At 61.6% G+C, this 25,982-nt stretch carries 18 protein-coding genes and 2 pseudogenes; 9 read left to right on the forward strand and 11 right to left on the reverse strand.

What is annotated here, in order from left to right:
- Positions 1-136 precede the first annotated feature (136 nt).
- The 5 genes from AC3ZI9_RS10205 to AC3ZI9_RS10225 form a co-directional block, all read right to left on the reverse strand.
- Positions 137-1,477, reverse strand: a complete 1,341-nt coding sequence (locus AC3ZI9_RS10205; protein ID WP_489923566.1) for a 5-methylcytosine restriction system specificity protein McrC — start codon at positions 1,475-1,477, stop codon at positions 137-139.
- Positions 1,474-3,351, reverse strand: coding sequence for an AAA family ATPase (locus AC3ZI9_RS10210; protein ID WP_489923567.1), 1,878 nt, complete (start codon positions 3,349-3,351; stop codon positions 1,474-1,476). Before AC3ZI9_RS10210 ends, AC3ZI9_RS10205 begins: the two co-directional genes overlap by 4 nt.
- The gene (locus AC3ZI9_RS10215) at positions 3,352-4,332 is read right to left on the reverse strand and encodes a DNA adenine methylase (protein ID WP_489923568.1); all 981 of its coding nucleotides are present in this window, start codon (positions 4,330-4,332) and stop codon (positions 3,352-3,354) included.
- 49 nt (positions 4,333-4,381) lie between these two features.
- The gene (locus tag AC3ZI9_RS10220) at positions 4,382-6,049 is read right to left on the reverse strand and encodes an N-6 DNA methylase (protein ID WP_489923569.1); all 1,668 of its coding nucleotides are present in this window, start codon (positions 6,047-6,049) and stop codon (positions 4,382-4,384) included.
- 385 nt (positions 6,050-6,434) lie between these two features.
- Positions 6,435-6,776, reverse strand: coding sequence for an ArsR/SmtB family transcription factor (locus AC3ZI9_RS10225; protein ID WP_489923570.1), 342 nt, complete (start codon positions 6,774-6,776; stop codon positions 6,435-6,437).
- Between the two features lie 375 nt (positions 6,777-7,151).
- Between AC3ZI9_RS10225 and AC3ZI9_RS10230 the strand changes: the two genes are divergently transcribed.
- Positions 7,152-8,387, forward strand: a complete 1,236-nt coding sequence (locus AC3ZI9_RS10230) for a hypothetical protein (protein ID WP_489923571.1) — start codon at positions 7,152-7,154, stop codon at positions 8,385-8,387.
- A 1,121-nt stretch (positions 8,388-9,508) separates the two neighbouring features.
- Here AC3ZI9_RS10230 and AC3ZI9_RS10235 read toward each other — a convergent pair.
- Entirely contained in the window at positions 9,509-10,768 is a 1,260-nt protein-coding gene (locus AC3ZI9_RS10235) for a hypothetical protein (RefSeq protein ID WP_489923572.1), read from the reverse strand.
- Positions 10,769-10,851: 83 nt separating this feature from the next.
- Between AC3ZI9_RS10235 and AC3ZI9_RS10240 the strand changes: the two genes are divergently transcribed.
- Entirely contained in the window at positions 10,852-11,094 is a 243-nt protein-coding gene (locus AC3ZI9_RS10240; RefSeq protein WP_489923573.1) for a helix-turn-helix domain-containing protein, read from the forward strand.
- Between the two features lie 236 nt (positions 11,095-11,330).
- On the opposite strand, the pseudogene AC3ZI9_RS10245 reads toward AC3ZI9_RS10240, so the two are convergent.
- Positions 11,331-11,756: pseudogene (locus AC3ZI9_RS10245) on the reverse strand (CpaF family protein); the annotation flags it as partial.
- Positions 11,757-12,179: 423 nt separating this feature from the next.
- Between AC3ZI9_RS10245 and AC3ZI9_RS10250 the strand changes: the two are divergent.
- Positions 12,180-12,449 (forward strand): annotated as a pseudogene (locus AC3ZI9_RS10250) (FHA domain-containing protein); the annotation flags it as partial.
- 168 nt (positions 12,450-12,617) lie between these two features.
- Complete coding sequence (locus tag AC3ZI9_RS10255; RefSeq protein ID WP_444555149.1) at positions 12,618-15,797, forward strand: FtsK/SpoIIIE domain-containing protein; 3,180 nt, start codon at positions 12,618-12,620, stop codon at positions 15,795-15,797.
- On the opposite strand, the gene AC3ZI9_RS10260 is transcribed toward AC3ZI9_RS10255, so the two are convergent.
- Positions 15,794-16,237, reverse strand: a complete 444-nt coding sequence (locus tag AC3ZI9_RS10260; RefSeq protein WP_444555108.1) for a hypothetical protein — start codon at positions 16,235-16,237, stop codon at positions 15,794-15,796. The two genes, AC3ZI9_RS10255 and AC3ZI9_RS10260, sit on opposite strands and share 4 nt — an antisense overlap.
- Before the next feature lie 305 nt (positions 16,238-16,542).
- On the opposite strand from AC3ZI9_RS10260, the gene AC3ZI9_RS10265 reads away from it, so the two are divergent.
- Both AC3ZI9_RS10265 and AC3ZI9_RS10270 read left to right on the forward strand, forming a co-directional pair.
- Entirely contained in the window at positions 16,543-16,791 is a 249-nt protein-coding gene (locus AC3ZI9_RS10265; RefSeq protein WP_086994524.1) for a WhiB family transcriptional regulator, read from the forward strand.
- Positions 16,792-16,938: 147 nt separating this feature from the next.
- On the forward strand, positions 16,939-19,092 hold the full coding sequence (locus AC3ZI9_RS10270) for a PASTA domain-containing protein (RefSeq protein WP_444561760.1): 2,154 nt from the start codon (positions 16,939-16,941) through the stop codon (positions 19,090-19,092).
- Between the two features lie 89 nt (positions 19,093-19,181).
- Here the strand turns inward: AC3ZI9_RS10270 and AC3ZI9_RS10275 are convergent, their stop codons facing one another.
- Together AC3ZI9_RS10275 and AC3ZI9_RS10280 are read right to left on the reverse strand one after the other, a co-directional pair.
- Positions 19,182-20,579 (reverse strand): class II 3-deoxy-7-phosphoheptulonate synthase, encoded by a 1,398-nt coding sequence (locus AC3ZI9_RS10275; RefSeq protein WP_444555110.1) that lies wholly within the window; start codon positions 20,577-20,579, stop codon positions 19,182-19,184.
- 103 nt (positions 20,580-20,682) lie between these two features.
- Positions 20,683-21,621 (reverse strand): lysophospholipid acyltransferase family protein, encoded by a 939-nt coding sequence (locus AC3ZI9_RS10280; protein ID WP_444555111.1) that lies wholly within the window; start codon positions 21,619-21,621, stop codon positions 20,683-20,685.
- A 124-nt stretch (positions 21,622-21,745) separates the two neighbouring features.
- Between AC3ZI9_RS10280 and AC3ZI9_RS10285 the strand changes: the two genes are divergently transcribed.
- Together AC3ZI9_RS10285 and AC3ZI9_RS10290 are read left to right on the forward strand one after the other, a co-directional pair.
- On the forward strand, positions 21,746-22,534 hold the full coding sequence (locus AC3ZI9_RS10285) for an alpha/beta hydrolase (protein WP_444555112.1): 789 nt from the start codon (positions 21,746-21,748) through the stop codon (positions 22,532-22,534).
- Entirely contained in the window at positions 22,527-22,982 is a 456-nt protein-coding gene (locus AC3ZI9_RS10290; protein ID WP_444555113.1) for a hypothetical protein, read from the forward strand. The genes AC3ZI9_RS10285 and AC3ZI9_RS10290 overlap by 8 nt, the downstream gene beginning before the upstream one ends.
- Before the next feature lie 33 nt (positions 22,983-23,015).
- Here AC3ZI9_RS10290 and AC3ZI9_RS10295 read toward each other — a convergent pair whose 3' ends face one another.
- Positions 23,016-23,996, reverse strand: a complete 981-nt coding sequence (locus AC3ZI9_RS10295) for an ROK family protein (protein ID WP_444555114.1) — start codon at positions 23,994-23,996, stop codon at positions 23,016-23,018.
- Positions 23,997-24,136: 140 nt separating this feature from the next.
- Here AC3ZI9_RS10295 and AC3ZI9_RS10300 point away from each other — a divergent pair, with 140 nt between their 5' ends.
- Positions 24,137-25,948, forward strand: coding sequence for an AMP-dependent synthetase/ligase (locus AC3ZI9_RS10300; RefSeq protein WP_444555115.1), 1,812 nt, complete (start codon positions 24,137-24,139; stop codon positions 25,946-25,948).
- Positions 25,949-25,982: the final 34 nt, after the last annotated feature.

Raw genomic sequence — 25,982 nt, forward strand, 5'->3', positions numbered from 1 at the left:
GCAGCGGCGACAGTATCCCAACTATGCCGCGATGTACGGCCGACCAGCGGAGTCTCGTGAGCACCTACCGCATTTCAACTGTAACGGCAGATGGAGTACCACCGGCCCGTACCACGGGGAATCCATTGGAAACTGCTCAACCCATCAGGATAGACAGATTTGAACGCATCTCCTGGACCAAGGCGTCAAAGCCTCCCTCCCGCGCCATCCGGGCTAGATCGAGATTGAAGGCATACACCGACTTTGGTTGCTGACGGGAGTCAGAGCCCTTAGGCCAGGCAACGGGCCAACGTCGGGTCTCGCGGAATCCAGCCTGAGCCGGGTAAACAAGCGCGACACGGTCCAGTTCAGCTTGTCCAGCATAGAAAGAAACCTGGTAAACGTCTGCAGCGGAGGGGGCGCCAGCAGATGCGCTGCTCACTCGCTTCAACCTTTTGTACTTGGCATCCAAAATCGCTAACGGCACGCCGTGGCGATGTATCACCACATCGGGGGAACCTGTGACTGCCGTCCCGCCTCCGAGCCTTGTCGCGGCCTGCGTCCCTTCATATGGGTCCAGAAGTACTGGTCCTCTCAATTTGTCGGCACTGGCTCCTACGTATCCTGCGGCGCTCTTGCAGACTTCGAGGACAAATTCCTCGAACACCGTTTCTGTCTTCCACACGAAGCCAAAGGAGTTCTCTTGCTCGGTTTTCGACATGCCCAGGAATTCTCCGGAAGCAAGTATTTTGGCAGCCCGGACAGCGTCTTCGAGGAATGAGTATTGAATGGGCAACGATATTCCGTCAACTTCGAAAGGAGAGGGTCTCTCTGCCGGGATGTCATGCCAGATGCTGGCCAAGTTCTCGAGCTGATTTCCCAGCGGTTTGGAGATGACCGCGTGACGAAGAGAGGATGCTGCCCAAAGGAGGAGCCTGATAGCCGGCGTGTCCGAGCTAAATTCATCGTAAACAACAGGGATCCTCGTCGGGTCGAGAGAGATTCTCCAAGCCTGGCCCACGTCCAGGCGACCCTTGAATACAGGCGAGTCCTCACGACGTTGAATGTACTGGCGGGGAACGCCCTCTTGTACGGCTTGTGCGAGCCCGGAGGCGACGACTAGGCCGATGAGGTCTACGAATGATTCTGGAACGACCCCACCCGCGATTCGGGGGAGGTCGTCAAGCCCCCGAATATGCGCCAATACGGCTAAGAGACCTTCTCTCCAGGAACTCTTATCGTCGGACGAAGCGAGAAATTTGGGTTGGATCTCAATTACGTCTTCACCAACAGGAATGACTCCCGTGATCTCTCGCACTTGGAGTTTCAGCTCTGCCCTGTTTCCAATATTGCGACGGCCGGTGACCGCCATCGGAACAGACCTAGTCACTAGGGAGGCTTTCAGCTCGCGGCCGACCTCGTTGAGTTGAGCTTCGAGCCCCGGAGATTCCGGAACCCACTGTTCTTTCGCGTATTCACGAACACTAATGCGGCTCACGGCTCTGCCAGGAACCGCAAGGTAGCGATGGCGTCGGGAGGTGAAATATCGGCTAGGGGGCGGACGACGACATGTTTTGAAGTTGGCGTCCGCAGCGTAAACGCATAGTTCTTCGGTTGGCCGTCCTGGTTTGCGCGCAGCAGCTTTACGAGCTCCTGCGGTCGGGCACCAAAGCGGTCCCTGAGCTGCGGCCAGACCAGGGTATCCCAAGCGGAAATGAGATCCGACGGTTGGCTGACCGACCAAAAATATGTATGGCCCAATTCGAAGTCCACGCCGAGAACGTCATCGATGAAGTCATTGATGGTCTTTAGGAGGAGAACTGCCAGCTCCTGCGGCGTCCATTCTTGTGCCTGGCCGTCTGAACCCGGGTTTCCCTCGGTGTCCGATTTCGGAGCGATTTCGTTTTCGGTACCCTCCGCGTCTTCAAGGTTTTCAAGGTCTGCGTCCTCGGATTCGCTCGGGGCGGCTTCCGCAGTCGCTCTCAGTCTCGAATTAGCTGAAGTTCTAAGAAGCTCGTCCTGCCGTTCAGGTGGGATCCCGAGGTGTGTAGCCAACTCCCTCGTATTCGGAAAAGCATCGATCCTTTCGAAACGTCGACCAATTGCGCTATCTAGCGGAGCCACAGATTTATCGACGGAGTTCATGGTGGCAAGGACATAGACGTGGTGCGGAAAATACCATGGCACCGTCAGCGCAGTCTCATGACCGTTAAACCGTCCAATGGGCGTTGTCTGCTGCGCGCCTTTTTCGTCGTATTCTGCATGGACTTTGGTGAGTCTCACTGGGATTGCGTGGTCCGTACTTCCATCCGCCGTAGCCCTATAGCTATCGTCCATGAACGTCAAGAAGTCCCCTAGAATCTTAGGAACGTTTCCGCGGTTCATCTCGTCTACCATGACCACAGCCGACTGAATTCCATGTTCTTGTCCGGACACTGCAATGGCACAGTCGAGCAAGATGCCCGCGAACGGCTTGAGCTCCAGTGACGTTGCCGGCACGGGCCGAAGGCCAACGACAAAGTCCTCATAGCCAAAGTCTTGATGGAAGGTGATGAATTCGACCCGGGTCGGCGTCGGAATCGTAGCCGGCTGGGACTGGGTCACGAAAGGTGCTTCCAGGGATGAATCGTCCAGCTCAATCCGTGGGAGACTTTCAGCGCGATCGAGGAACTGTCTTACTTGGTTGAGGGCATGCGTTTTCCCAGTGCCGGGCGGCCCATAAAGCAGCACGTTTTTGTTTCTGGTAAGTGCATCCAGGATTTTCTGTGCTAATGGAGAAAGCTCAGCATCCTGCTGTACTGAACGGTGCACGTCAATCAAACCGGTCCTGACCTTTCTTTTGCCCGAAATTCTCGTAGGAACCGGAATTAGTTCCTGAACTGCTTCCGGCCATAGCGAATCGTCTGTCTTGTCCGTTGTGAAGCCAGCGAAGTATTCTCCTTCCGTTGTCTTTACAACGTAGATGAGGAGTCCCGCAGCGGCTATTGCCTCCGCTTCGGCGGCGTCCAGGGTGTTGGGGTCCTTTGGAACAGGCCAGCTCCCTGCGGCAGGCGACCAGACACGGGGCCGCAGGTTGTTGGCGCTGAAGACATTTTGCAGTTTAATCAGTGCCCGACCGCCTCGGCGAAGGGCAAACGGTATTTCGTTTGCTTGCGTTGGTTCTCCAATGGAGTACACGGTCTCCGTCAGATCGGCTCCCTCTTCAGCACCATACCCGGACGGGTAGGCGAAGAACGTCCGCAGGTTGTCGGCGTTGGGTACGTCATAGTGCTGTTGTCCTTTGGCTCCCGGAGCTTTGTTCAACTCCGTCATGTGGTAGTCGTTGCCGTTGATCTGTAGCCACCAGATCGAGTCGATACCGTGTCGTGTCAATTACCGGATCACCTCAAAGACGAACTCCTTTAGATCCCTTTTCAGGGGGCTGGCATTGCTCCTGAACCGCACGTGGGGAAACTCGTGCAGTCTGACGTCGCCGAACCTGCTCAGGGAATTCATCATGTCTGTTTGGCTAATCAAACCGTCTTCGCTGTAGCTCATCATTATTCGAGGTGCGTCTACTTTGCTGATGATGACGTCGAGCGCGTCGTGGATCTTCAGTTTGGAGCAAAAATCCGAATACTGGGGCCACCAGTTTCGAAGTCCGCTGACGCCGAAGGTCTCGGGCTTGTCACCGGCGGCAACGGTCTCTAGGAGGTGGTAGTTCGCCGCGTATTGTCGTTTCTTGTAGGGGGGGTCAAGATATACAAGATCAGCAGCTACCTCGTGCGCCAGGTCTTCGGCCCGGCCCAGCTTGACTTGATGGCTGTCGGTATTGCCCCAGGAGAAGAGAGACGGTCTGAGGGCCATCTCTTTCAAGGCACCCCCGCCGATTGTTGAGTGGTGATGGCCGTATGTCCCAGAAATGTTTGCAATTCGATTGACAGCCAGAACTAGATCGTGTCTGAGGAGCTGGTTTTCAGGCTCTGTGAGCTTTCCGGCAGTATCCCACGCCGAGATGGTATCCGAGATAGCACTCAGTTTTGCGGCGTTGGCATCTGAAAGGTAAGCCCTCGCCCCCTGGCCTCCAGCGGGCTTCCCACCTGGGGCGTACTCGCGGAGGAAATAGCCGGACTGGTCGGGTGCCAGAGCATTGAGAGTGCTAATGACCTCTTCATACGTTCTGCCTAGGGACGTGAACGGCGGCGCAGTCGGCATGGTTAGTCGTACGCTGGCGTGATACGAAGCGAAGGTCATGATGTCGGCGGCGGTTACCTTCATTCCGGCGAAACGCAGGCTCTCTGAAACAGAGGCAGTCCCGCACATGAGATCAGCAACTCTGGACCCGGGCTGGAGGCCGGCTGTGAGTATTGGCATCAACTGACCAAGGACCTTTGTCTTGTTGCCGATATAGCGATACAACTATTTACCTGCTCCCATTTTTCGTGCTATTTAGGCCGTGAGAAACGTTTACCAGCCCCGCTAGGTACGTACTCCCCGTTGCCGTCGACAGGGTTTCAAAGGCCCAATCCACTAGTTCTGGTCCGCATCCGAGCATTTCAGCGACCAAGTACTCCGTCCGCAGGTCCGTCGAAGATTCCAGGAAAGAGAACTCCGCCGATTTCTTCACGTTCTCAGCGATCTCTCTGGCCACCTTGTAGCGTGCACTCTCTGGTGATGGCTGCGGCAATGGAAGGGACTGAATCGAGGATAGCGTGAGATACGGGTGGGATCGCCACTCCATATCGCCTGACCTTGAAATATGCCATGCCATCAACACTCGGGAAGAGAGCATGCCTGCTGCATAAGCAACGGCAAAGTCCGGGGCGAACTCGGTCGGCGAGAAGTGATAAATCGTTTGTGTCGTGGCCGTAGGTTTCCACTCGACCGCAGCATGAATCCCCAGCCCGGTTTTCCGTACCAGTAGTCTGGGCTTGCGGTTCGAGGAAAGCTCATTCTTATAGTCCACTCCGTTAACGTCGGATTTGATCCACCGTGTTGGACTGAGGGAATGGCGATGCAGATCCTGCCCGACAGCCAAAGGCACCCAGTGATTGCCCGGCGGGATCCCTGCTGACCTAACTAGATCAAGACGGTTCTTGTGTATGGAGAGCGGGGTCTGACAGTTTGGGCATTCGAGTAGTGATGGTGTCCTCGGAAACGGTCTGAGGAACTGGCAGGCGGGGCAGATGAGTATGTCGCCGTTCTTGCCGATTTCAAGTCCCCGGCCTGAGACAAACCACGTTTTCCATGCGTCCGGACCAGAGATGTTCCGTACAGTCCTGGCTACGTCGTTGTGTTTGGCATCGAATACCCATGAACCGTGGTCCGGTTTCACCAAGTCCTCCTGCGGAAGGTCCTGCATCACCGCACCGAGTTTCGAGTAGAGCTCGGACCCGTCCGTGATGGTCGCACGATCTTTGGCGTTCAATCTCGCGTACTTCACCCTGTGGCCGGTTGGTGCTGACCCCTTGGAGAACACCAACGCCATTGCACCCATATTGACGCTGGGGAAAACGCCTTCGCCCAGACGATAGACCCCATGAAGCGTGCAGGACCCAGCGAGAAGCTCACGGGTAACAGTATGTTGGTGCAAGAGGAAGGAATCGGGCAGGAATACGGCGGCGATGTCGCCGCATGACAATTCGCTAGCGATCCGCTCCAGGAAGACATCGTAGGAGTCGTACTGGCCACGTGCTGTCTTGAATCCGGTCTCCAACTTTTTCCGATATTCAGGAGTCATGGCAGCGCCCCAAGGTGGGTTCGCCAGCACTAGTCGGCTCCCTCGGTCTCGCTCTGGCCAAACTGACAAGATGGCATCTGACTCGATCTTCAACGTCACTGATGAAGAAATGATCTCCAGCGCAAGCGGATTCACGTCTAGCGCGATCCGGGACGCGTCGGGCCAACGTTCGTGGGCGGCTTCGAGCAGTGCCCCTTCTCCCGCAGCGGGATCGAGCACTGTTCCTGGATTGAACCCAAAACGCTGCGACACTTCCTGTGTGAGCCACTCAGCCAGCCAGTTGGGAGTGTAAACCGCACCGAGATCCCTACGATCCTGGTCCAGGTCTGCCTCGACAATCGAAGCTGTCATGAGTGCTTCCTTTCCGTGCGTGTTGTTCGGAGCGACAAAGCATGGCCGTGCACTCGCGTCTTTATTGTCCCAGCCGTCCAAGGAATCGGCGTCGGCGCCACGATCCGGGCGGCGATGCTGGACAGGTGCGGGGAGGCATTCAAGGTCGATCCGATTGTCGAGGAAAGCGTGGGCATAGTATTCGCCAAGATTTCATGCGGCGTTGCCCTGGTCGTCGGTTGGGGCAGGAGACTACTGAGTCCGTGGCTACTGCCTACGTTATGATTGTCCACCGACAGAATAGGGCTTGGCCAAGCCAGCACAAGAGCGGGGACGCTTGTTTCCGTGGGCACTTCAATCCGAGTCGTCAGCTTCGGCGCTTGGCTCCACATGTGGCGAACCGGGCTCATGGACTGCGTTCCTTCCCGTCTCGGCGCTTGTTTGTACCCATGTACCCTCCGATTGCATTCGGCCCAGGGCCCCGAAGGTCAGACAACGTTAGGATTACTTCATCTAGTGTGGACGGATTCGCCCGATACTGAAATTCGGTACCAGAGCGACGCGCCACCAACAGCTCCGCGTGTCTCAGCACCTTCAAATGTCCGGACAAAGTGGAGTGTCCGATATTGAGCGCACCTGCTATGTCTCCAGCGCGCACATATTCCATGCCACGTAAGTGAAGCAGAATCCGGCGACGACTCGAATGAGCAAGTGCATCGAATACTGTTTCTTCGCTATTTCGCGGCATACCGAAATTATACCAAATGACTACCGTTTTTGTTCCAAGTTGGCAATCTTCCAAAGAATACTTCGCTTGGGGTCATTTCAAGGGTTTGGCGGCGACCGGCACTCGTGTGAAAGTGAAACACAAGGGCCTCGAAGTTGCCCCGCCAAAGTAGGAGCTATTCTGGCGGTCGCGCCGTTCATCTTGGTGCGTGATCGTGCCGATAGGGCCGAGGCCTCAGTGACCCCAGCGGCGGTGGAGGTTCTGGAGCCAGCCCGTATCCATGAAGCGCTTATCTTCGAGGGCGCCAAGGCAAATAGGCGAGAGTTAGCATCATGCCCAAATGCGGCCTCTCCAGATAGTTTCCCAAAGACCACTTTCCAGTGGCACCATCGGCACATGAAGTGGAGAGCATCGCCCGGAAACAGTTCAGCTGCAACGGTCCGACCGAGCCGCTCCAAGATGCAGCGAGAAGGGGCAGCCGAGCGTTCGACGCCAGCAGCTTTTTCGCCCTTGGCGCGGTGGGGCCGTTTACTGTTGGCGGCTCTCTTTCTGACGCCGGTCGTTGTGATAATCGTCAATGTCTTGGCTCAGTTGTCCTCACTTGAGGCGCTCTTGCTGGGCACCTATGTTCCAGTCAAAATAGATTTTCCCGAATTGTTGACGGTTCTTGGTATTGTCGCTGTTTTCACAGTAGCGCTCACCTCTCCTGGCAAAACGGACGCGCTTGCTCCTGACGAGGCCATAGAAGCGATTCGAAGCAAACGCATCAGGTTGAGTGCTGCATCCGGGATTGGGCTGTCTGCCGTCGTGCTTACCTTTGCGTACGCTTGGTCCGAAATTGCCAGAAGCTGGAGCTCCGATAGTAGTCCTGCTGCGATCTGGTCAGTCCTGATTGTGCTTGTTGCGGGCCAGACGTTCGCTGTATGGACTGTATTCATTCAGTTAACTAGAACCGAGAAGGCACTTCTGGCACACGCCGATTTACCTGGTCTGGAACGCCAGCATGATGAAATTGCAAAGTTGTGGGTGCAACGTTGGAAAACGCCCGTTTCTCAACGCGTCGACGCCACGCACAAGATCATGGCCATTGTTTTCAGTATCGGATTGATACTGGGGGCCTTCCGTGTCGGCTCTTTGATCCTCGACCACACCTATTCCGGATTAGAACTACACGCCGCCAAGGGCGCTTTTGTTTCCACGCTATACACAAGCTTGGTGTTCGCTTTCATAATGAGCAGGGTATTAACCCTTCACGCTGCGTCTTCGAAGGTTGTCGTTCGAGTTGGACTTGGTTCAATACTGGTCGTATCTGTCGTCGGACTTCCAACTACGATGATGGCGTTCGCTGGAATCGTCCCTGGACTAGCCCCCTTTGCTTGGACGGTCAGCTCATTTCATCTCGTGTTCACTGTGCAGTTTGCCGTCTGGGGGTATCCGCAGCGTACGTGGGTGCGGCGATTCCTAGTCGCTATTTGCTTGCCCGCACATGTGATCCGCCAACAGGACCAACTCAAGAAGTACAGAATCCGAGAAAGGACCATTGAGGAAAAGAAACGTCAAGTGAAAAGGGACCTCCCATCAGAGCGACGCCCCGGCGTTGCCAATTTTTTCGGTCTTTTCGCCCGGCGTTGAGCGCCGGAAACGGCTCGCCGCCCGCTGCACTGCCAGTGAGGGGAGGCATGTTCACGTGCGAACCTTTCGCTGCCTACCTCAATCAATCTAGGAGAATGCTGAAATATTCGGATTGAAGTCGCCGCTCTACGGTATGCCGAAAAATGAGTTGACTACTCTCGAATCCAAACCTGCTTGATCTGCACAGGCAGCCGGATCTCAGCGATGCGAACAGGTATTGCCGCCAACGCCCGGCGGTTGACGGGCTTAGCGCTGGCACAATGGGCGCATGCCCGGGGCCGCAATTGCCTGGTGCGAATCCTTGGAATCGACAAACTTTGGGCTGACTGGCGGCAGCAGCGGCCAGCACAACCTGCTCAGGGGCCGCAAGGTTCAAGCTGCCTCATCAAAGACCTGCTGCGCTAGGTCTCGGTTGGCGCGTTTGGATCGTCCGCTTGAGACCCGACCGGAACCGAATGCCCGTAGATTCCTTCGAGGGGTTCCCATAAGTGGTCCTCGATGATTCGCTGCATTGACTTGCCTGATATCTCTGAAGCCAAATGCAGGACTCTCCGCTGTTCGAGGTTGAAGCGGAATGGATAGGTCTCCGTTTTCTTGGCAGAAGATGCTCGAAACCTAGCGGCCTTGCTAGCGTCCATGATGTGCCTCCGTTTCCGTCCTAGAAAGTCGTTGTGACAGAAAGGCGGGATACTGTCGATCAAGTTGAGTATCTCCATTGCCGGTTTCGTTAGGGAAATTCCACGCGAGCCACCGATCTGGAGATTGGTGCCGGAGTAATACCCGATGAGTTTGTACTGCCCTTTGTGTCGAAGGAAGAAACTTGGTTTGCTTGATTTCCCGATCGGATTTCACACGCGCCCTGGCTCGGCTAAGAGAATTTGAGAGGCGATACCGGCACCCGTGCAAGAAATCCATTGCCCAATTAGCTGTCAAGGTCTGATTTAGTCTTGGTTGTACTGTCGCGAGAACGGATGGCCGGAAAACAGACACGTTTCACAGCCACCTTTGCAGTTGGTCCAACGGAATCTACTTCTCACTCGACGACAAGGCAGACTTCCCAATAAGGGCCAGAGCCCCTCTTTGTTGGCTTTCCGGGGTTTTTGTCTTTATCAATCGCTCGTTCATTTGCCTGGGTTAGCGGTGATGGTTCCGGTCTCGTCGTCGCGGAATAGGCCAAGCCCGCCGTCCATGATGATGATCGGTGGATTCGCACCCTCGGGCATGGGATGCGTTTCTGGCTCGCTACCCACGGTCGCGGTGACCAGCATTTGTTCGCCTCCGGCGTCTTCGGATGCCGTACCAATAGCCATTCCATCGTCGGTGACAGCAGTAAATATGACACTTTTCTGTCCGTCGCCTCCGCCGTAGCATTTCGTGGCCCCCTTTGAACCGAACCAAAGGTTTTCGAAGACCCTGTATTTCCCGTTGGGACTGACCACGAGTGGACTGCCGCCTCCATTGGTCCCACATTTGGCTGACGCCACGAGCTTGCCGCTCTTGCTATTTATGATGCCGGCTGTCTTCTTGGTACTGGTCTTATCTGATGAAACCCATGTCCCCACCACGTACTGGGTATCTGCGGCTGCGATAAACGCTCGTGGGCGCGGTCCTGCTTTTGGGTTGGAGTCAACGGAGTTCCAGTCTGTTCCGGCGAACCCGCTTTGAAGTTTTGACTCGGCCTCCGGTTTGGAGTTGTCCAGGATGGAGCGCGGTTTTACGGCAGCGCCTGACAGCTTGAATATCGGGTTGTCTCCAACGCTTCCGATCAAGGATCTGTTGACTTGCCCGCCCAGCAGGTCGGTCGCGGTGTCGGGGGCGGTTTTGATCTTAGCTGCGGCCGTCACCATCGGCCTGCCCGCATCGTCTCCATCGGTAGGGAAGGCTACGCCGAACTCGGAAAGTTCGCCTTCCCCTTCTACATCTTGTTGCCCCACCTTCTTGCCATTCTGCAAGTCGACAACAGTCACACGGGTAATGAACTTGGACTCTTCGAGCCCCTCTCCTGGCTTCTCTCCAGCTTCGACGACAGCGATGGTCTGGTCATCGATCAGCCGTAGTTCCGGCGCTTGGCCTTCGTGGTCATTGGTCGGTGTTCTTTCAACTTTCACGTCCCATGCCGTTTTGCCTTTGGAATCGATGCCGTGTAGAGCCTCTTCGTTGAGGTAGACGAAGGTTGTATTCGTGGCCAAGTACGGGTCGTCGACGTTCACTGCGTCGGTGCCCCACGCCGCTTGGTCGAAGGCGTCTTGCGGGTAGGCGACTGCAGGGATTGGCGGAGTGCTGTCTTCGACGTGCGTTTCGGGGGCGGGCTCAGTGGAGCAACCGGCAAGCGTTGTGGCGGCCACGATACAAATGGCAAGCCGGGTCTTTGTCTGGTTCATGGTGTGCGGTCCCTCCTCTGGTTACTCCAAATAGGGTACCGCAGAGGACTGTCTTCTATAGTTCACCATCAGACGATTGCTTGGTGCCTGCTATACCAAAACCCGACTTCCAAGCCCTCGGTATAGAAATCGCACGTCAGCGCCTCGCGCGCGGATGGTCCTTGGACAAGCTAGGCGACGCTAGCCATCTTTCCAGGAAGACAATCATCAACATCGAACAATGCCACAAAGTTCCCACGCTGGCTTCGGTCCACGCCCTCGCACACGCACTTGGAATTCCGTTGGAGAGCCTCATCTCACCGCTCTGCAACCGCCACTCAAAGTGAGCATAAGCGGCATGTGAAGACCGCCTCAGTTCACCGAACCCACTGCGGGGCACATGATCATGGGCGAAAAAGCGCCCGCCGAAGTTCATGGCCGAATGCCTGTCGCATCGGCGCCTGGGTCAGCCAATGTCTCGACGTTGATTCCAAACTACAGATAAGGCGCAATCAAAGAGTGTTGGAATGACTAAAACCGATGCCTAGGAACGCTAACTACACTGAAAACCAGTTACAGATAAATCCGGCAGCGCGGCATCGACAAAGGGTGTGGATAGGTCCAGGCGGCGGCCCGACGTCTTCAACATGCGTTCCACCAGGATCCGCACATGCCCGTCGTCCAACCGAATCGAGGTCAATTCAGAACTGCCGCCCCGCGCAGCAAAAACCTCCGAAGGAGAGTTGATCCAGATCTCCTCGACCTCCGGGTCATCCAATAGCGGCTGCAACGGCCCGAAGCCCGCGATGGCGTCGAAGACCGATCTGCCTGCTTCCTCCAGGTCCCCGAGTCGTGGCAGCCCTTCCAATAAGGATCGTTCATCGTAGTCACGCACTGCCATGTCCACGATCCGACGGATCTCGGCGACATGTTCGGAAGGGTCCAGTCCCCGGCGCCGAACACGCTCGCGTGCCTCGTCCTCGATGGTGCGTTGTCCGTCCACCTGCATCTCCCGTGCAAAGTTCTGGGCACAGGACTTGATACCCGTGGTGTCCTCCGCTGGGACAACTCTTGTGACGTTACCCACACCGCATGCATCAAACAAGGGATTAGGCCCATGTGTGGAAAATCCTTGTGCATGTTATCCACAATATTTCGCTAATAAATATTGCGCTTGTGAATCCGGGCTAACGTGACCTGGAGCCGGGGATCATTGAGCGAAAGGCGCTTTCACATGACACTTCACGTCGCCGTCGTCCGACAGCCCTGGGGCCCGTTCGACGCTGCCCGGACAACGAGTTTCGAAGTCACCGGCCCCGACGGTCTATCGGGGGCCGAGCTGGGAAGTGTCCTGACCGATCTGGGCTACGCGCGACTCCGTCTGGCCGGTGGCGGACAGCTGGATCAGGTGGAACAGCTCCCCACCGAGGGGATGGTGACCCTCACACCGTTCAGCCGACCATTTTCACCTCCGCCTACGCCCTCCGAAATATGGCTGGTTGCCATCAAAGGACCGGATTGTGGTCCCCGTCTGCTCCTGACCCGCGGGAGATACTCCATCGGACGCGGTGACTGCGACCTGGCTACTTCCGATCCCGGGCTTTCCCGCCACCATGCCGACATCATCGTCGACAAGACCTCCATTGCACTTGTGGAAACCACTGGTCCACGATCAACCGGACGCGGTGTCTCAAAACCAAGGAAACAGTTCCTCGGCGCCGACGACGAGTTCTCCCTGGGGAACACCACCTTCCGCATTCACTCCGTCCGGGTCGATGGCCATGCGCGGTCCCCCTATGATCGTCCGGCTCCATGGCCGCCACCTCCGACGCAACTATCACGCCCCGCTTCCGGCAGCAGGCCGTGGCTGATGATGACTACAGCGGCCCTCCCCCTCCTCATCGGTATCGTTCTGGCGCTGACCCTGGGTTCATGGTTCTTTTTGGCTTTCAGCGCTTTCGGCCTCGTCACCGGCGGGGTCCCGGCGACCATCGAGCTCAATTCACGTCGTCATTTGCGTCGACGTATCCACGGCATCTCGACGGAATTGATCCAGGACATGGAACACCTGGTCCCACCAGTCGGACTCCAGGTTCTCCAAAACACGAGAAGGGGCAGCGCCTCGCTCAAAGCACGGCAGCCAGCAGCTGTCTCCCACCCCCTGCGTCTTGGGTCAGGACGCGTGGTCCCACCACTCATCCTCCAGCCACCTTCCGACCGAGGTCCCCAGGTGCCTTCCGTCAACGCTCCCGTCATCATCACGATTTCTTCAGGTAAATTGGGGCTCCTGTCGGGACCAGAACCGGGCCTCGGCCCGCTCATCCGCTCGGCCGTCATCCAGCTTTCCCAAGCCTGTTCTCTTGCGGCTTCGACCCTGATGATCATCGGCGGGACCGATACCCTCCCAATGGAAGTACGGCTCATGCCGTGCCTGCGCGTGTGCAACGACGCGGATGAAGCCTTGCTGCTCATACCCGCCCTGCACCCTTCCTCGGTCCTGCTGGTCACGCCAGGGACCCTCGGTGGAGACCGCATCGCTGCGGCGATCCGCGGTATCGACGGGGACCGCCAGCCGCCGGCCCTGATCCTCACCACTCCAATATCCGAGGCCACGGCCGACTGGAGTCTCGACCTCACCACGTCCACGTTGAGCCACGGCGACGACGAGGTTCTGGTCGCGGTGGACGGCATCTCCTCCGCGACTTTCTCCACGGCCTGCAGGTCATCCCAACAAGAGCTGGAGTTTCCTGCTGCGGGGGCAGCCGCACGCGACGACGAACTCGATACACCTCGCGGAGGTTCGGCAGGGCACACCCCCGTCTGGCAGGCCTCCTCGGCAGAATCACTCCTGAGTCGATTTGGTGTCTGTGAGGGGACTGCCGTGTCCTTGGACTTCGTCTGCGATGGTCCCCACGTCCTCGTCACGGGAACCACCGGCTCGGGAAAGTCCGAACTCCTCAAGGCCATGACCCTGGATCTGGTCTGCCGCTACGGTCCGGATCAGTTGTCGCTGCTCCTGCTGGATTTCAAAGGTGGAGCCACGCTGGGGCCCTACGCAGAAACACCACATTGCCAAACCCTGGTGACTGATCTCAATGCCGAATCCGGAGAACGGGTCCTCGGCGGACTACGAGTTGAACTACAGCGCAGGGAATCACTCTTCAAGGAGGCAAAGGCAGAAGACTACGCCCGCTATCGGGCCCTTGCCGATTCGGTGTCCGGACCACTTCCGCGCCTCGTGGTCATCGTCGACGAGTTTCGTGTCCTCAGCGACGAACTGCCCGACGCCGTTCCTGAACTCATGCGCATCGCAACAGTGGGGCGGTCCCTGGGTGTGCATCTGCTGCTCGCCACCCAACGCCCGCAGGGAGTCGTCACGGCGTCCATGCGCGCCAACATCAACACGGTCATCGCCCTTCGTCTGCTCAGCCCACTGGATTCGAGCGAGCTCCTTGGCACTTCGGCGGCCGCCGAACTCCCTGCGTCCAGCCCGGGGCTCGGCTTCATGCGTCGAGCCGGTGATCCGCCCATGCCTTTTCGGTCCCTGCCCGTCGGCGACGACGCACCGGTCTGGAAGGTGTGGGAAACAGGCCCAGGGTTCCAGGACTGCCGTCCCATCACGACGATCCACCGACCACAGCCCGCGGATTCTTCCCCGGCAGGGCTTCTGGAACGAAGGACCTCGGATGTCCAGGAGCCGCCGTCCCCGGTCGCGACGTTCGCTGCACCGCTCCCTGTCGAACTCCATTTCATACCGCGACGGCTCCGTACGCAACGGCCCGAGGGGGCCATCGCGCTCGGCCTGATCGACGACATCGAGCATCAGCGTCTGCTGCCGCTGTGGTGGATTCCTGAATCCCAAAGACGCCTAGCAGTCATCGCCGGTCCAGGAAGTTCCGCTGCCGCTTCGCTCCTCGGACTACTCAACACCCTCGCTCAGGGGGAACCGGAGCGCCACATCTACGTGTTGGACGGGGCAGGACACTTCGGCCCCGGTTCCGGGAACCCACGTGTCGCCGGTTACGTCACTGCCGGGGAACCGGAACGTGTCCATGAACTCCTGGACGTCTTTGATGCACCGCCGGATGCCGCAGACCAACCGACAGCAACTCGGGTCCTGCTCGTCAGCGGACTCGCGGCATGGGCCACGGTGCTGGGGGTTTCGGACTTCGCTTCCCTCGATGACCGGCTCGCGGCCCTGGCCCGTACGACGGAGCGGGAAAACACGTGTCTCATCGTCACCGGGGATCGTGATCTGACCTCCTCCCGGTTCCACGCTTTGGCAGACCATCGGCTGTACCTCCGTTTTGGCCTGGGCGAAGAAACCTTGATGGGCTGGCCACGACTCAAGAACACCGGTCCATACCCGGGGCGCGCCGTATATACGTCCCCCCTTACCCCTGAGCGGGGGGTCGTCGTCCAACTCTGTACACCGGCGCCATCGACCGTCCAGGCCCAGGGCCCGCCGACCAATCTGCCGCTTCGCTCGTGTCATCCCCTGCCTTCACGGGTCGGCACAGACCAGCTGCCGCGCATCGACCGCCACCCGGGCCGATATCAGATCGGGCTCATGGCGCCGGAACACCGGCCGTGGATCTGGGAACCCGGCCGCGTTGGTCTCGTCCTGGGCGGCCCGGGAACAGGAAAATCGAACGTCCTGCGCATGATGGCCGGCCAGCTGGGGTCCGGCCTCGATATCCGCTGGTCCTTGGGCCCGGCCACTGACCCACCGGACTTGTTGTTCCTCGATGACGTTCTGGCACTCACCGACGCCGACCTGGCTCATCTGGATTCCCTGATCCGCTCAGGCACCCATGTCGTCATGTCGGCCTCACCCGAACGGGTCGGGCTCGCTCGGCTCCCCCCGGTGGCACGAATGCTCCCACCGGCTGCGTTTCTTCTGCTCAACCCCCGGCAAGCCAGTGACGGGGACTTCCCCGGATGGAGGCTCCGGCCACATCAACTGGCACTGCCGGGGCGGGCCGTCGTGCTGCGCCAGGGAAGGCTGACCCAGATCCAATGTGCCGTCGCGGATGGTGCCGACGCCTAGTTTTGTGGTGTGCGGTCTCCGAAGAATGCAGTGGCCTTCGGATCAAAAATCAGCAGGATGATCGCTGCCGCCGGGATCAGCAGCGTCAGGCCCAGCACCAGGCTCCACCCCCCGCTCCCGAGGAACGAAACAGCAAAGATGACCTGGAAGACCTGCCAGACCACGGCGGCCGCGCGTGTCCAGGCATTCCCCTTGAACACCTGGACCCCGACGTTGGCCTGCCATGCTGCCGCCCCGAGAATCAGAACGAGCATGAAGATGCGCCCACCCATCGACAAGGGTCCGGGTTCACCCAGCGACGTGGCGTACCAAGCAGCCGCGCCCAGTGCAGCGACGGCCTCGAGCAACAACAACATCGCCACCACGACGATCGATGGCGGGCGCCGACGGACGGCTGCCGGATCGTGGGGAGGGTGGGAGGGGGAACTCGGGGAACTCACCCCCCGAATCTACTCGACGAGCTGGGCAGGCCCAACCAGACGGTGTCCCCAGGGCACCCCCGGAGCGGGCCTTGACATGGGAACGCCTGCCCCGCAAGGCCTTGCTGGGGTGAGAAAAGCCTCAGTGTCATGAAACGATTGGTTGCGGTCCAACCCTTGTTTACACACAAGTAACATGACAATCTTATGGGGCAGGTGAACGGGAGCATTCGTGAGTGCTCTCTTTTGTGCTGCCACCGCCCCACTCTTCGGATTGACCGTGGTGGGTCGTCCCCCGAAACCTATTCCAAGGAGCATCAAAAAGCATGGATTGGCGTAGTCGCGCAGCCTGCCTGGACAAAGACCCCGAGTTGTTCTTCCCCGTGGGGAACACCGGACCAGCCTTGCTCCAGATCGAAGAGGCCAAGAGCGTCTGCCGCCGGTGCCCGGTCATCGACACCTGCCTTCAGTGGGCCATCGAATCCGGCCAGGACGCCGGTGTTTGGGGTGGCATGAGCGAAGACGAGCGCCGCGCCCTGAAGCGCCGCGCAGCCCGGGCCCGCCGCGCATCATAGCGAGACAGAACCTCTAGCCGTTCGGAGGGAGCGAATCCACGGATTCGCTCCCTCCGGCTGTTTAAGGACCTGAGCGTCACCCAACGATTCCGCCTCCCCCGAGCGGATGTCCACGGAAAGGCGCCGGGTTCTGGCTACCATCGTGGGGTGAGTGAACACGGAGCCAGTCCCGACCGGGGCACGATGATCGACGGCCGCTATCGCATTGTCGAGCGGTTGGCCGTCGGCGGCATGTCCACGGTCTATCTCGCCACCGACATCCGCCTCGAACGCAACGTGGCGCTGAAGATCCTGCATCCACACTTGGCCGAGGACCCGGTGCTGGTCGAGCGCTTCCGTGCCGAGGCGATCACCGCAGCCGGTTTCTCCCATCCGCATATCGTCGGTGTCCTGGATACCGGCGTCGACGGACACACCGCCTACCTGGCCATGGAGCTCGTCAACGGCCATACCCTGCGCGACCTGCTCAAGAGCCAGGGACGCATGGCACCGCGCCAGGCCTTGGCCCTGCTGGACGCGGTCGTCGAGGGCCTGGCCGCGGCACACGCTGCAGGCCTGGTCCATCGCGATATCAAGCCGGAAAACGTCCTGCTGTCGAATTCGGGCCAGATCAAACTCGCCGACTTCGGGCTGGCCCGCGCCGCGAGCAACCAGACCTCCACCGGCAACCTCATCGGCACGGTGGCCTACGTCTCCCCCGAACTCGTCACCGGGGCCCCCGCCGACGCCCGCAGCGACATCTACGCCGTGGGCATCATGTTGTACGAGATGCTCACCGGGCGCCAGCCCTTCGTGGCCGAAGCTCCCATTGCCATCGCCTACCAGCATGTCTCCAATGACGTGCCGGCCCCTTCGCTCCTCCTGCCGAACCTTGCTGCCGACCTCGATGAACTCGTGGAGTTCTGCACCCGCAAGGAACCCGAGGACCGGCCACAGGATGCCGAAGCACTCCTGGGCGAGATCCGGCAGATCCGACGGACGCTCACCGATGAGGAACTCGACCAGCCCGTTGTCGATTCCGACGCCCCGGATACCGGGCCGGGATCCGCACCCACCCGGATCGTCGGGGCCCCGATGTCCCTGCCGGCCGCCGACGACGGCACGGCCCGGACCGAAGCCATCGGCCAGACCGGCCTTCCGGATGGGGCAACCGAGGTGTTGGGCGTCCCAGACAACGCCACCAGCGTCATTTCAACGCCTGCAGGAGCGACACAGGCACTGCCCCGATACAACGATTCCACCGATACCGGAGAACAACCCGCCCTCGACTCCGCGTCCGGAGCCGGCCGGTCGAAGCAGGCCATGCTGTCCCGGCGGGCCCGTGAACGCCAGACCCGCAAGGAGGCCAAAAACTCCCGCCGGCAGTGGGCGCGTGAAGCACAGAAACCCCGGGAGAGCCTTGCTTCCCCCTCGTCTCGACGACGTGGTTGGATCCTGGGCATCATACTTTTCCTGGTGACCGCGCTGGTGGCCACCGCAGCCTGGTTCTTCGGGATGGGCCCCGGTTCACCGGTGCAGATCCCCCAGCTCAGTGGCCAGTCGGCTGCCTCCGCCCAGCAGGCCCTGGAGGCGGGCCGCGTTTCGTCCAGTGCGACCCGGGTCTTCGACGACGAGATCAAGAAGGGCCTGGTGGTTGGTTCCGAACCGGAAGCGGGGACCACCATCCGCCGCTACCAGTCAGTCGAGCTCCTGATCTCCAAAGGTCCGGAGCTTTTTGCGGTGCCCAACGTGGTCGGGCTGGAGGAATCGACCGCCCAAAAAGCCCTGAAGGACGCCGAGGTCGTGCCGGGGAAGGCCAAGAAGGAGTACGACGAATCGATCGCCGCCGGTCAGGTCGTTTCGCAGAAGCCGAAGCCGGAGTCGAAGGTGCGCCGGGGGACCAAGGTCTCCTACGTGGTCTCCCGTGGTCGGGCCCCCGTCAAGGTCCCCGACGTCACCGGCCGCACCGAGAAGGACGCCAAAGCCACGTTGAAGGACGCGGGCCTGGAACCGGAGGTGTCAGGCAAGGAATTCGACAAGAAGGTCGACAAGGGGATCGTCATTTCGCAGGAGCCCTCCTCCGGAAAGGCCAAGCGGGGAACGACCGTCACCTTCGCCGTTTCCAAGGGACCGCGGATGGTCGAGGTGCCCAAGGTGCGCGGCAAGCAGTTGGAGAAGGCCGAGAAGATCCTCAAAGACGCCGGCTTCGAGGTCGAGATCAACGAAGGCAGCTTCGGCATCATCTTCGGCACGGTGGCCACGCAGGACCCGTCCTCCGGCGAACTCCCCGAAGGGTCCACGGTGACCCTCGGGGTCGTCTGAGCCACCCCGCCCGCTCGATCCTCCAACGACAAGGCCACGTCCGGGGTCTTCCCCGGGCGTGGCCTTCGTCGTGTGGCGCTTCAGGTCGATCAGTCGGTGCGCGGCTTGCGCTCGGCCAATGCGCCGGCCACCAGGAACGCCATCTCCAGGGACTGCCGGTGGTTCAACCGCGGATCGCAGACGGATTCGTAGAGATCGTCGAACTGGTCGGCGCGGATCGGGTCGGCACCGCCGAGGCATTCGGCCACGTCGTCACCGGTCATCTCCACATGCAGTCCGCCGGCGTAGGTGCCCAACGAGTTGTGGACATCGAAGAAGCCCCGCACCTCGTCCATGACGTCATCGAACTTCCGGGTCTTGTAGCCGTTCTCGCTGGTCACCGTGTTGCCGTGCATCGGGTCGGTGACCCAGAGGACCTGGGCCCCGGAGGCGGTGACCTTCTCCACGAGGTCCGGAAGCTTCTCGCGGATATTCTTCGCCCCCATGCGGGTGATGAACGTCAGCCGGCCCGGCTCGCGGTTCGGGTCCAGTTTCTCCACCAGGGCCAGGGCATCCTCGGGCGTCGTGTTCGGGCCCAACTTGACCCCCAACGGGTTGCGCACCCGGGAAAGGAAATCGACGTGGGCGCTGTCGAGCTGCCGCGTCCGCTCCCCAATCCAGAGGAAGTGCCCGGAGGTGTCGTAGGGCTGGCCCGTGCGCGAGTCCGTGCGGGTCAAGGCCCGTTCGTAATCCAACAGGAGGGCCTCGTGGCTGGCAAAGAACTCGGTGGTCTTCAGTGCTTCGAAGTCTGCACCGCAGGCGTCCATGAACCGCACCGCGCGGTCGATTTCGGCAGCCAGCGACTCGTACTGGCTGTGGGCCGGGTTGGCCCGGAAGCCCTTGTTCCAATGATGCACGCTGCGCAGGTCGGCAAATCCGCCCTGGGTGAAGGCGCGGATGAGGTTCAACGTGGCGGCCGAGGTGTTGTAGGCCTTGACCATCCGGGCCGGGTCATGACGGCGGGACTCGGGGGTGAACTCGAACCCGTTGACGATGTCACCGCGGAACGCCGGCAAGGTGACCCCCTCGCGGGTCTCCGAATCCGAGGAGCGCGGCTTGGCGAACTGCCCGGCCATGCGCCCCATCTTCACCACGGGCATCGAGGCGCCATAGGTCAGGACGACGGACATCTGCAGGATCGTCTTCACCCGGGCGCTAATGCGGTCGGCGGTTGCCCCGGCAAAGGTCTCGGCGCAATCGCCCCCTTGCAGCAGGAAGGCATGGCCCTGGGCCGCGGCGGCCAGCCGCTCGCGCAGGATGTCCACTTCTCCGGCGAAGACCAACGGCGGCAGGGAGGCCAGCTCGTCGACTGCCTTCGTATATTCCGGGCCGGACCACGTGGGCTGCTGTGAAATCGGGAGCTCGCGCCAGGCGTCGAGGCCGGGATCGGCAGCGGGCCCGGGGATGGGCTGGTGGAACGGGGCGGAAGTCTGGGTCGAATCAGTCACCAACCCAGCGTATCCGGGTCGTGGGCCGGCACCCTATTCGCGGCGTAAAGTTTCGTTTCGGCCGGTCATCCGGGGCAGGACGGTACTGCCGCCCGACCACCGCTCACGCCGGGTTGGAGTTGCCGTTCTTCCCGGGATCCCCGGGTAGTCCGGTGTCGCTGGGAGCATCGTCGTCGTCCGCCTGGCCGGTCCCCGTGGTCTGCTCCGCTGCCGGGGGCTCCTCCGTGGTATCGCCGTCCGCCCCGTCCTTGGGGGTACGGATGTGTTCGACCTCCTTCTTGGCGGCGTCCACCGTGGCCCGGACCTGGGCGCGGGCGTTCTCCGCCAGGGCCTCACGGGCCGCCTTGCGCTCGGCAAGCCGATCGGCAGTGATCCTGGCCTTCACGGAGGCGGCGTAGGAGTCGACGTACTCCTGGCCGGAGAGGCGCATCAGGGCGTACATGATCTCGTCGGTGACCGAGCGCTGGACGAAGCGGTCGTCCTCCATCCCCTCGTAGCGGGAGAAATCCAGTGGTTCGCCCACGATCAGCCCGACCCGTCGGATGTTCGGTACCGTCTTGCCGATCGGCTGGACCTTGTCGGTGCCGATCATGGCGACCGGGATGACCGGGACGCCGGTGGCCAGGGCCAGCTTGGCAACCCCGACCTTGCCCCGGTAGAGGCGCCCGTCGGGGCTGCGGGTGCCCTCCGGGTAGATGCCCAACAGGTTCCCGTCCAGCAGGGCCTGCTCCCCCGCCCCCAGCGAGTTCGCCGAGGCGGCACCCCCGGAACGATCCATCGGCAGCTGGTTGGAGAGGCGGAAGAACAAGGCAGTGAGCTTGCCCTTGATGCCCTTGCCGGTGAAATATTCCATTTTGGCCAGGAAGACGACCGGACGGTCCACCGCCACGGGCAGGAAGATCGAGTCGGAGACCGAGAGATGGTTGCTGGCCAGGATCGCGCCACCTTCGGCAGGGATGTTGTCCATGCCCTTGACCCACGGCCGGAACAGCAGGTTGGTCAGCGGTGCAATGAGCAGCCGCTTCATGATCCAATAAAACACGTGTGGGAGCCTTCCGCCGGGCAGGTCGTCGGGCGCCCGCCTCGCACGGACCCCATGTCGGTTACGCTCTACTCTAGGCACATATCCACCCCGGGGCACGATCCCCGGCCTGCTTGGGAGCGCTATGGAATTCTCGGCAACGGCCCCCTCCGACGCGGCTGAAGGCTTCCGGGTCCGCGGCGGCAACGGTGATGCGGTCCTGGTCATCCACGGTTTCACCTCCACCCCGCGCAGCATGCGCCCCTGGGCCGACGCCCTTCTGGCGGGCGGCTACACGGTCTCCTTGCCGGTGCTGCCCGGGCATGGGACCAGCTGGCAGGAACTGGCCCGGACCCCCCGTTCCGCGTGGACGGCGGCCGTCGAGGCCGAATTCGATCTCCTGGCCGCCGCCCACCGCAAGGTCTTCGTCGTCGGACTGTCCATGGGCGGGACGCTGGCCCTGCATCTGGGCATTGAACGCCGACCCGCGGGGCTCGCCCTGGTCAACCCCGCCCTGAGCATGGTGGACCGCACCGCGGCCCTGGCCGGGATCCTGAAACGGTTCGTCCCCTCGGTGCCGGCCATCGCCAACGACATCGCCCGCCCCGGCCAGGACGAGGGGGCCTACCCACGGACCCCGGTGGCCGCGGTGCACGAGCTGCGTCGGCTCATCCGCACCACCCGGAAGAATCTGGAAGCGATCCAGGCCCCGGTGTTCGTCTTCCGCTCGGTGGTGGACCATGTGGTCTCCGAACCGGGGTTGGATCTGCTGCGGCGCGAGCTGGTCGGCATGCACCCTTCCGGGGTGCCGCGGCTGCAATTGAGGTATCTGGAACGCAGCCTGCACGTGGCGACCCTTGATTACGACGCCGCAGCGATCTTCGAGGGCTCGCTCGCCTTCTTCGACGCGTTGGGAGGTCATGCCCATGGCTGATGACAACGCCCGCTCCCCCCGGGACCGGGCCGCCGACGAGGCCGCCTGGCAGGATCTGGTCAGCCGGCTCGACGACGTCGGGATGGATGTCGATCCGGAAGCCGAGGCCGCCGATCCACCGGGCCCGACCCCGGATCCCCTCGACGAGCCGGTTCCCCTGCTCCGCCCGGCCGGTGGGCCGCGGGACTACGAACTGCTCGAGGAGCCCGAGGAGGATTGGACCCCGGAAGATCCTCCGGCCCTGGGCTCGGGCAATCCGCTGACCGTGCTGGCCTGGACCTGTGCCGCCGGAGCACCGATCGCCCTGTTGCTTCTGGCCATCCTGTGGCGTTCGGCGCCGATGGGCGTCTGGCTGACCCTGTGCGTGGCTTTCGTGGCCGCCGCCGGTTATCTGGCCTTCAGGCTCCCGCGCCACCGGCAGGACGGCGATAACGGCGCCAGGGTCTGACCCCTGCCCGGGGACGGCACGGCCCCGCGGTCGTCACCCTCGGCTCGGGGCGGCTTCCTGCCGGGCGAGGTCGGCGGCTCCGATCAGCCCGGCGTCGGCCCCCAGCCCCGCCTGCCGGATGCCGGCGAACGGCCGGTAGCCCCGTCCGGTGAGGTTCTTCCGGTACGATGTCTCGGCTTCCTCGAGCAACCGGGTGGAGGCAGATCCCAGCCCCCCACCGATGACGAAGGTCCCCGGATCCAAGGCGGCGGCCAGATTGGCCAGGCCCAGCCCCAGCCACTGGCCGGCATCGATGATCAGCTCCTGGCAGGCAGGATCCCCGGCCGCTGCCAGCTCGGTCACCAACGACCCGTTGATGGCCTCCACGTCCCCTTCCACGGCGTCCAGCAGCGTGTGGGCCACCGGCGAGTTGGCCCGGGCTATTTCACGGCCTTCACGCCCCAGGGCGTTGCCGGAGGCATATTGTTCCCAGCAACCGCGGTTCCCGCATTCGCAGCGGTGGCCTCCGGGTTGGATGACCTGGTGGCCGAATTCCCCGGCCAACCCGAACCGGCCCCGGCGCAGCCGTCCCCCGGCGACCAGCGCACCGCCGATCCCGGTGCCCAGGGTCAGGCACACCAGGTTCGGTTCACCCTGCCCGGCCCCGAAACGATATTCCGCCCAGCCGGCCGCGTCGGCGTCGTTGACCACGCAGACCGTCCCGCCGAGCACGGTGGCCAGCCGGTCGCGCAGGGGTTCGTTGCGCCAGGCCAGATGCGGGCTGAAGAGCACGGTGCCCGTCTCGGGATTCATCCAGCCGGCTGCCCCGACGCCGATCGGGGCCCGGGGGGCGAAGCGGCGGAGGCCGGCCACCAGGTCCAGCACTGCCAGTTCGACGTCCTGGGGGCTCGATCCGGGGGTCGAACGCCGGTCGCGGTGCAGGAGGTTCCCCGCCCCGTCGACCACGCCACCGGCGATCTTCGTGCCGCCGATGTCCAGCCCGATGGCCTGGTCCGCTGCCGGTGCCGTACCCATGGCGATGCCCTTCCCTGGCCCGATGTTGGCACCATAAGTTACTAGCGAGTAGGTTAGTGATGCAACACACTATGCTTGGATGACGATCCCCATCGTCAGATGTCCAATCTGAATAGCCTACTGAAGTAGAGGAGCACATCGTGCGAGAGTTCAGCGTACCCCCGCTCGTGGTCAGCCCCGCGACGTCCAACACCACGGATTTCGTGCTGGAAAAAGCGAATGGGACCAACCCGATGCTGTTCTCGCGGCCCGACGGTCACGGCGGATGGATCGATGTCTCGGCCCGGGAGTTCAGGGACGATGCCAGCGCCTTGGCCAAGGGCCTGATCGCCGCGGGGCTCGAAAAGGGCTCCCGGATCGGCATCATGTCCCGGACCCGCTACGAATGGACCCTGGTCGACTTCGCGATCTGGTTCGCCGGATGCATCTCCGTGCCGGTCTACGAGACCTCCTCCCCCAGCCAGGTCGCCTGGATCCTGGGTGACTGCGGGGCCGCAGCGGCCATCGTGGAATCACCGAACCACGAGAACGTGATCCGCCAGGCCTCCATCCAGGAGCAGCTCGAGGACATCGGACACATCTGGCAGATGGACGGCGATGGACTCGACGTCCTGCGCTCGGCCGGAACCGGGGTCAGCGACGAGGAACTGGAGGCACGTCGCTCCTCCATGGGACTCGAGACCGTGGCAACGATCATCTACACCTCGGGCACCACCGGACGCCCCAAAGGCTGCGAGCTGACCCACCTGAACTTCGTGGAACTGTCCCGCAACGCCCAGGAAGCCCTGCCCGAATGTGTTCATGAGGGGTCCTCGACCATCATGTTCCTGCCCCTGGCCCATGTGTTCGCCCGCTTCATCTCGGTCCTGGCCGTCGCCGGCGGCGCCAAGGTCGCCCACACCCCCGACATCAAGAACCTGCTCCCGGATCTGCAAGGCTTCAAGCCCACGTTCATCCTGGCCGTTCCACGGGTCTTCGAGAAGGTCTACAACTCCTCGATGCTCAAGGCCGAGGATGCCAGCAACGTCAAGGCCAGGATCTTCCACGCAGCGGCGAAGACCGCCGTCCAGTTCTCCCGCGCCCAGGGCGAGGGCTCGGTGCCGCTGGCCTTGAAGCTGCGCCACGGCCTGTTCGACAAGCTCGTCTTCTCGAAGATCCGCGAGGCCATGGGCGGGCGCATCCAGTATGCGGTGTCCGGCGGTGGCCCGCTGGGCGAACGCCTCGGGCACTTCTTCAACGGTGCCGGGCTGATGATCCTCGAAGGCTACGGCCTCACCGAGACCACCGCCCCGATCACCGTGAACACCCCGAGCAAGCTGAAGATCGGCACCGTTGGCAGGCCGCTGCCGGGCAACGCCGTGAAGATCGCCGACGACGGCGAGATCCTCACCCGGGGCGTCTGCCTCATGGCCGGATACCACAACCGACCGGATCTGCGCACGGAGGCGTTCGACGACGACTGGTTCCGCACCGGCGACATCGGCGAGCTCGATTCAGACGGGTTCCTGAAGATCACCGGGCGCAAGAAGGAAATCCTCGTGACCGCCAGCGGGAAGAACGTCATCCCCGGCTTGCTGGAGGACCAGATCCGCGCCGATGCCCTCGTCTCCCAGGCCCTGGTGGTCGGGGACAACCGCCCGTTCATCTCCGCCCTGGTCACCCTCGACGAGGAGGCCCTGCCCGGGTGGTTGGGCCGTCACCAGCTCGGATCGCTGACCGTGGAGCAGGCCGCCGAGCACCCCAAGGTCCGTCAAAGCGTCCAGGCCGTCATCGACAAGGCCAACCAGACGGTTTCCCACGCCGAGGCCATCAAGGCCTTCCGCATCGTCCCCACGGACTTCTCCGAGGCCTCCGGCCACCTGACCCCGTCGTTGAAGGTCAAGCGCGCCCAGGTGCTCAAGGACTTCGAAACGGTCGTCGAGGAGATCTACACGGCCAAGAAGCCGTCCTGAGCCCCGGTAGACAACAGGCCGGGCCACGCACAGT

The organism is Arthrobacter sp. AOP36-F1-5 (genome assembly GCF_058137995.1).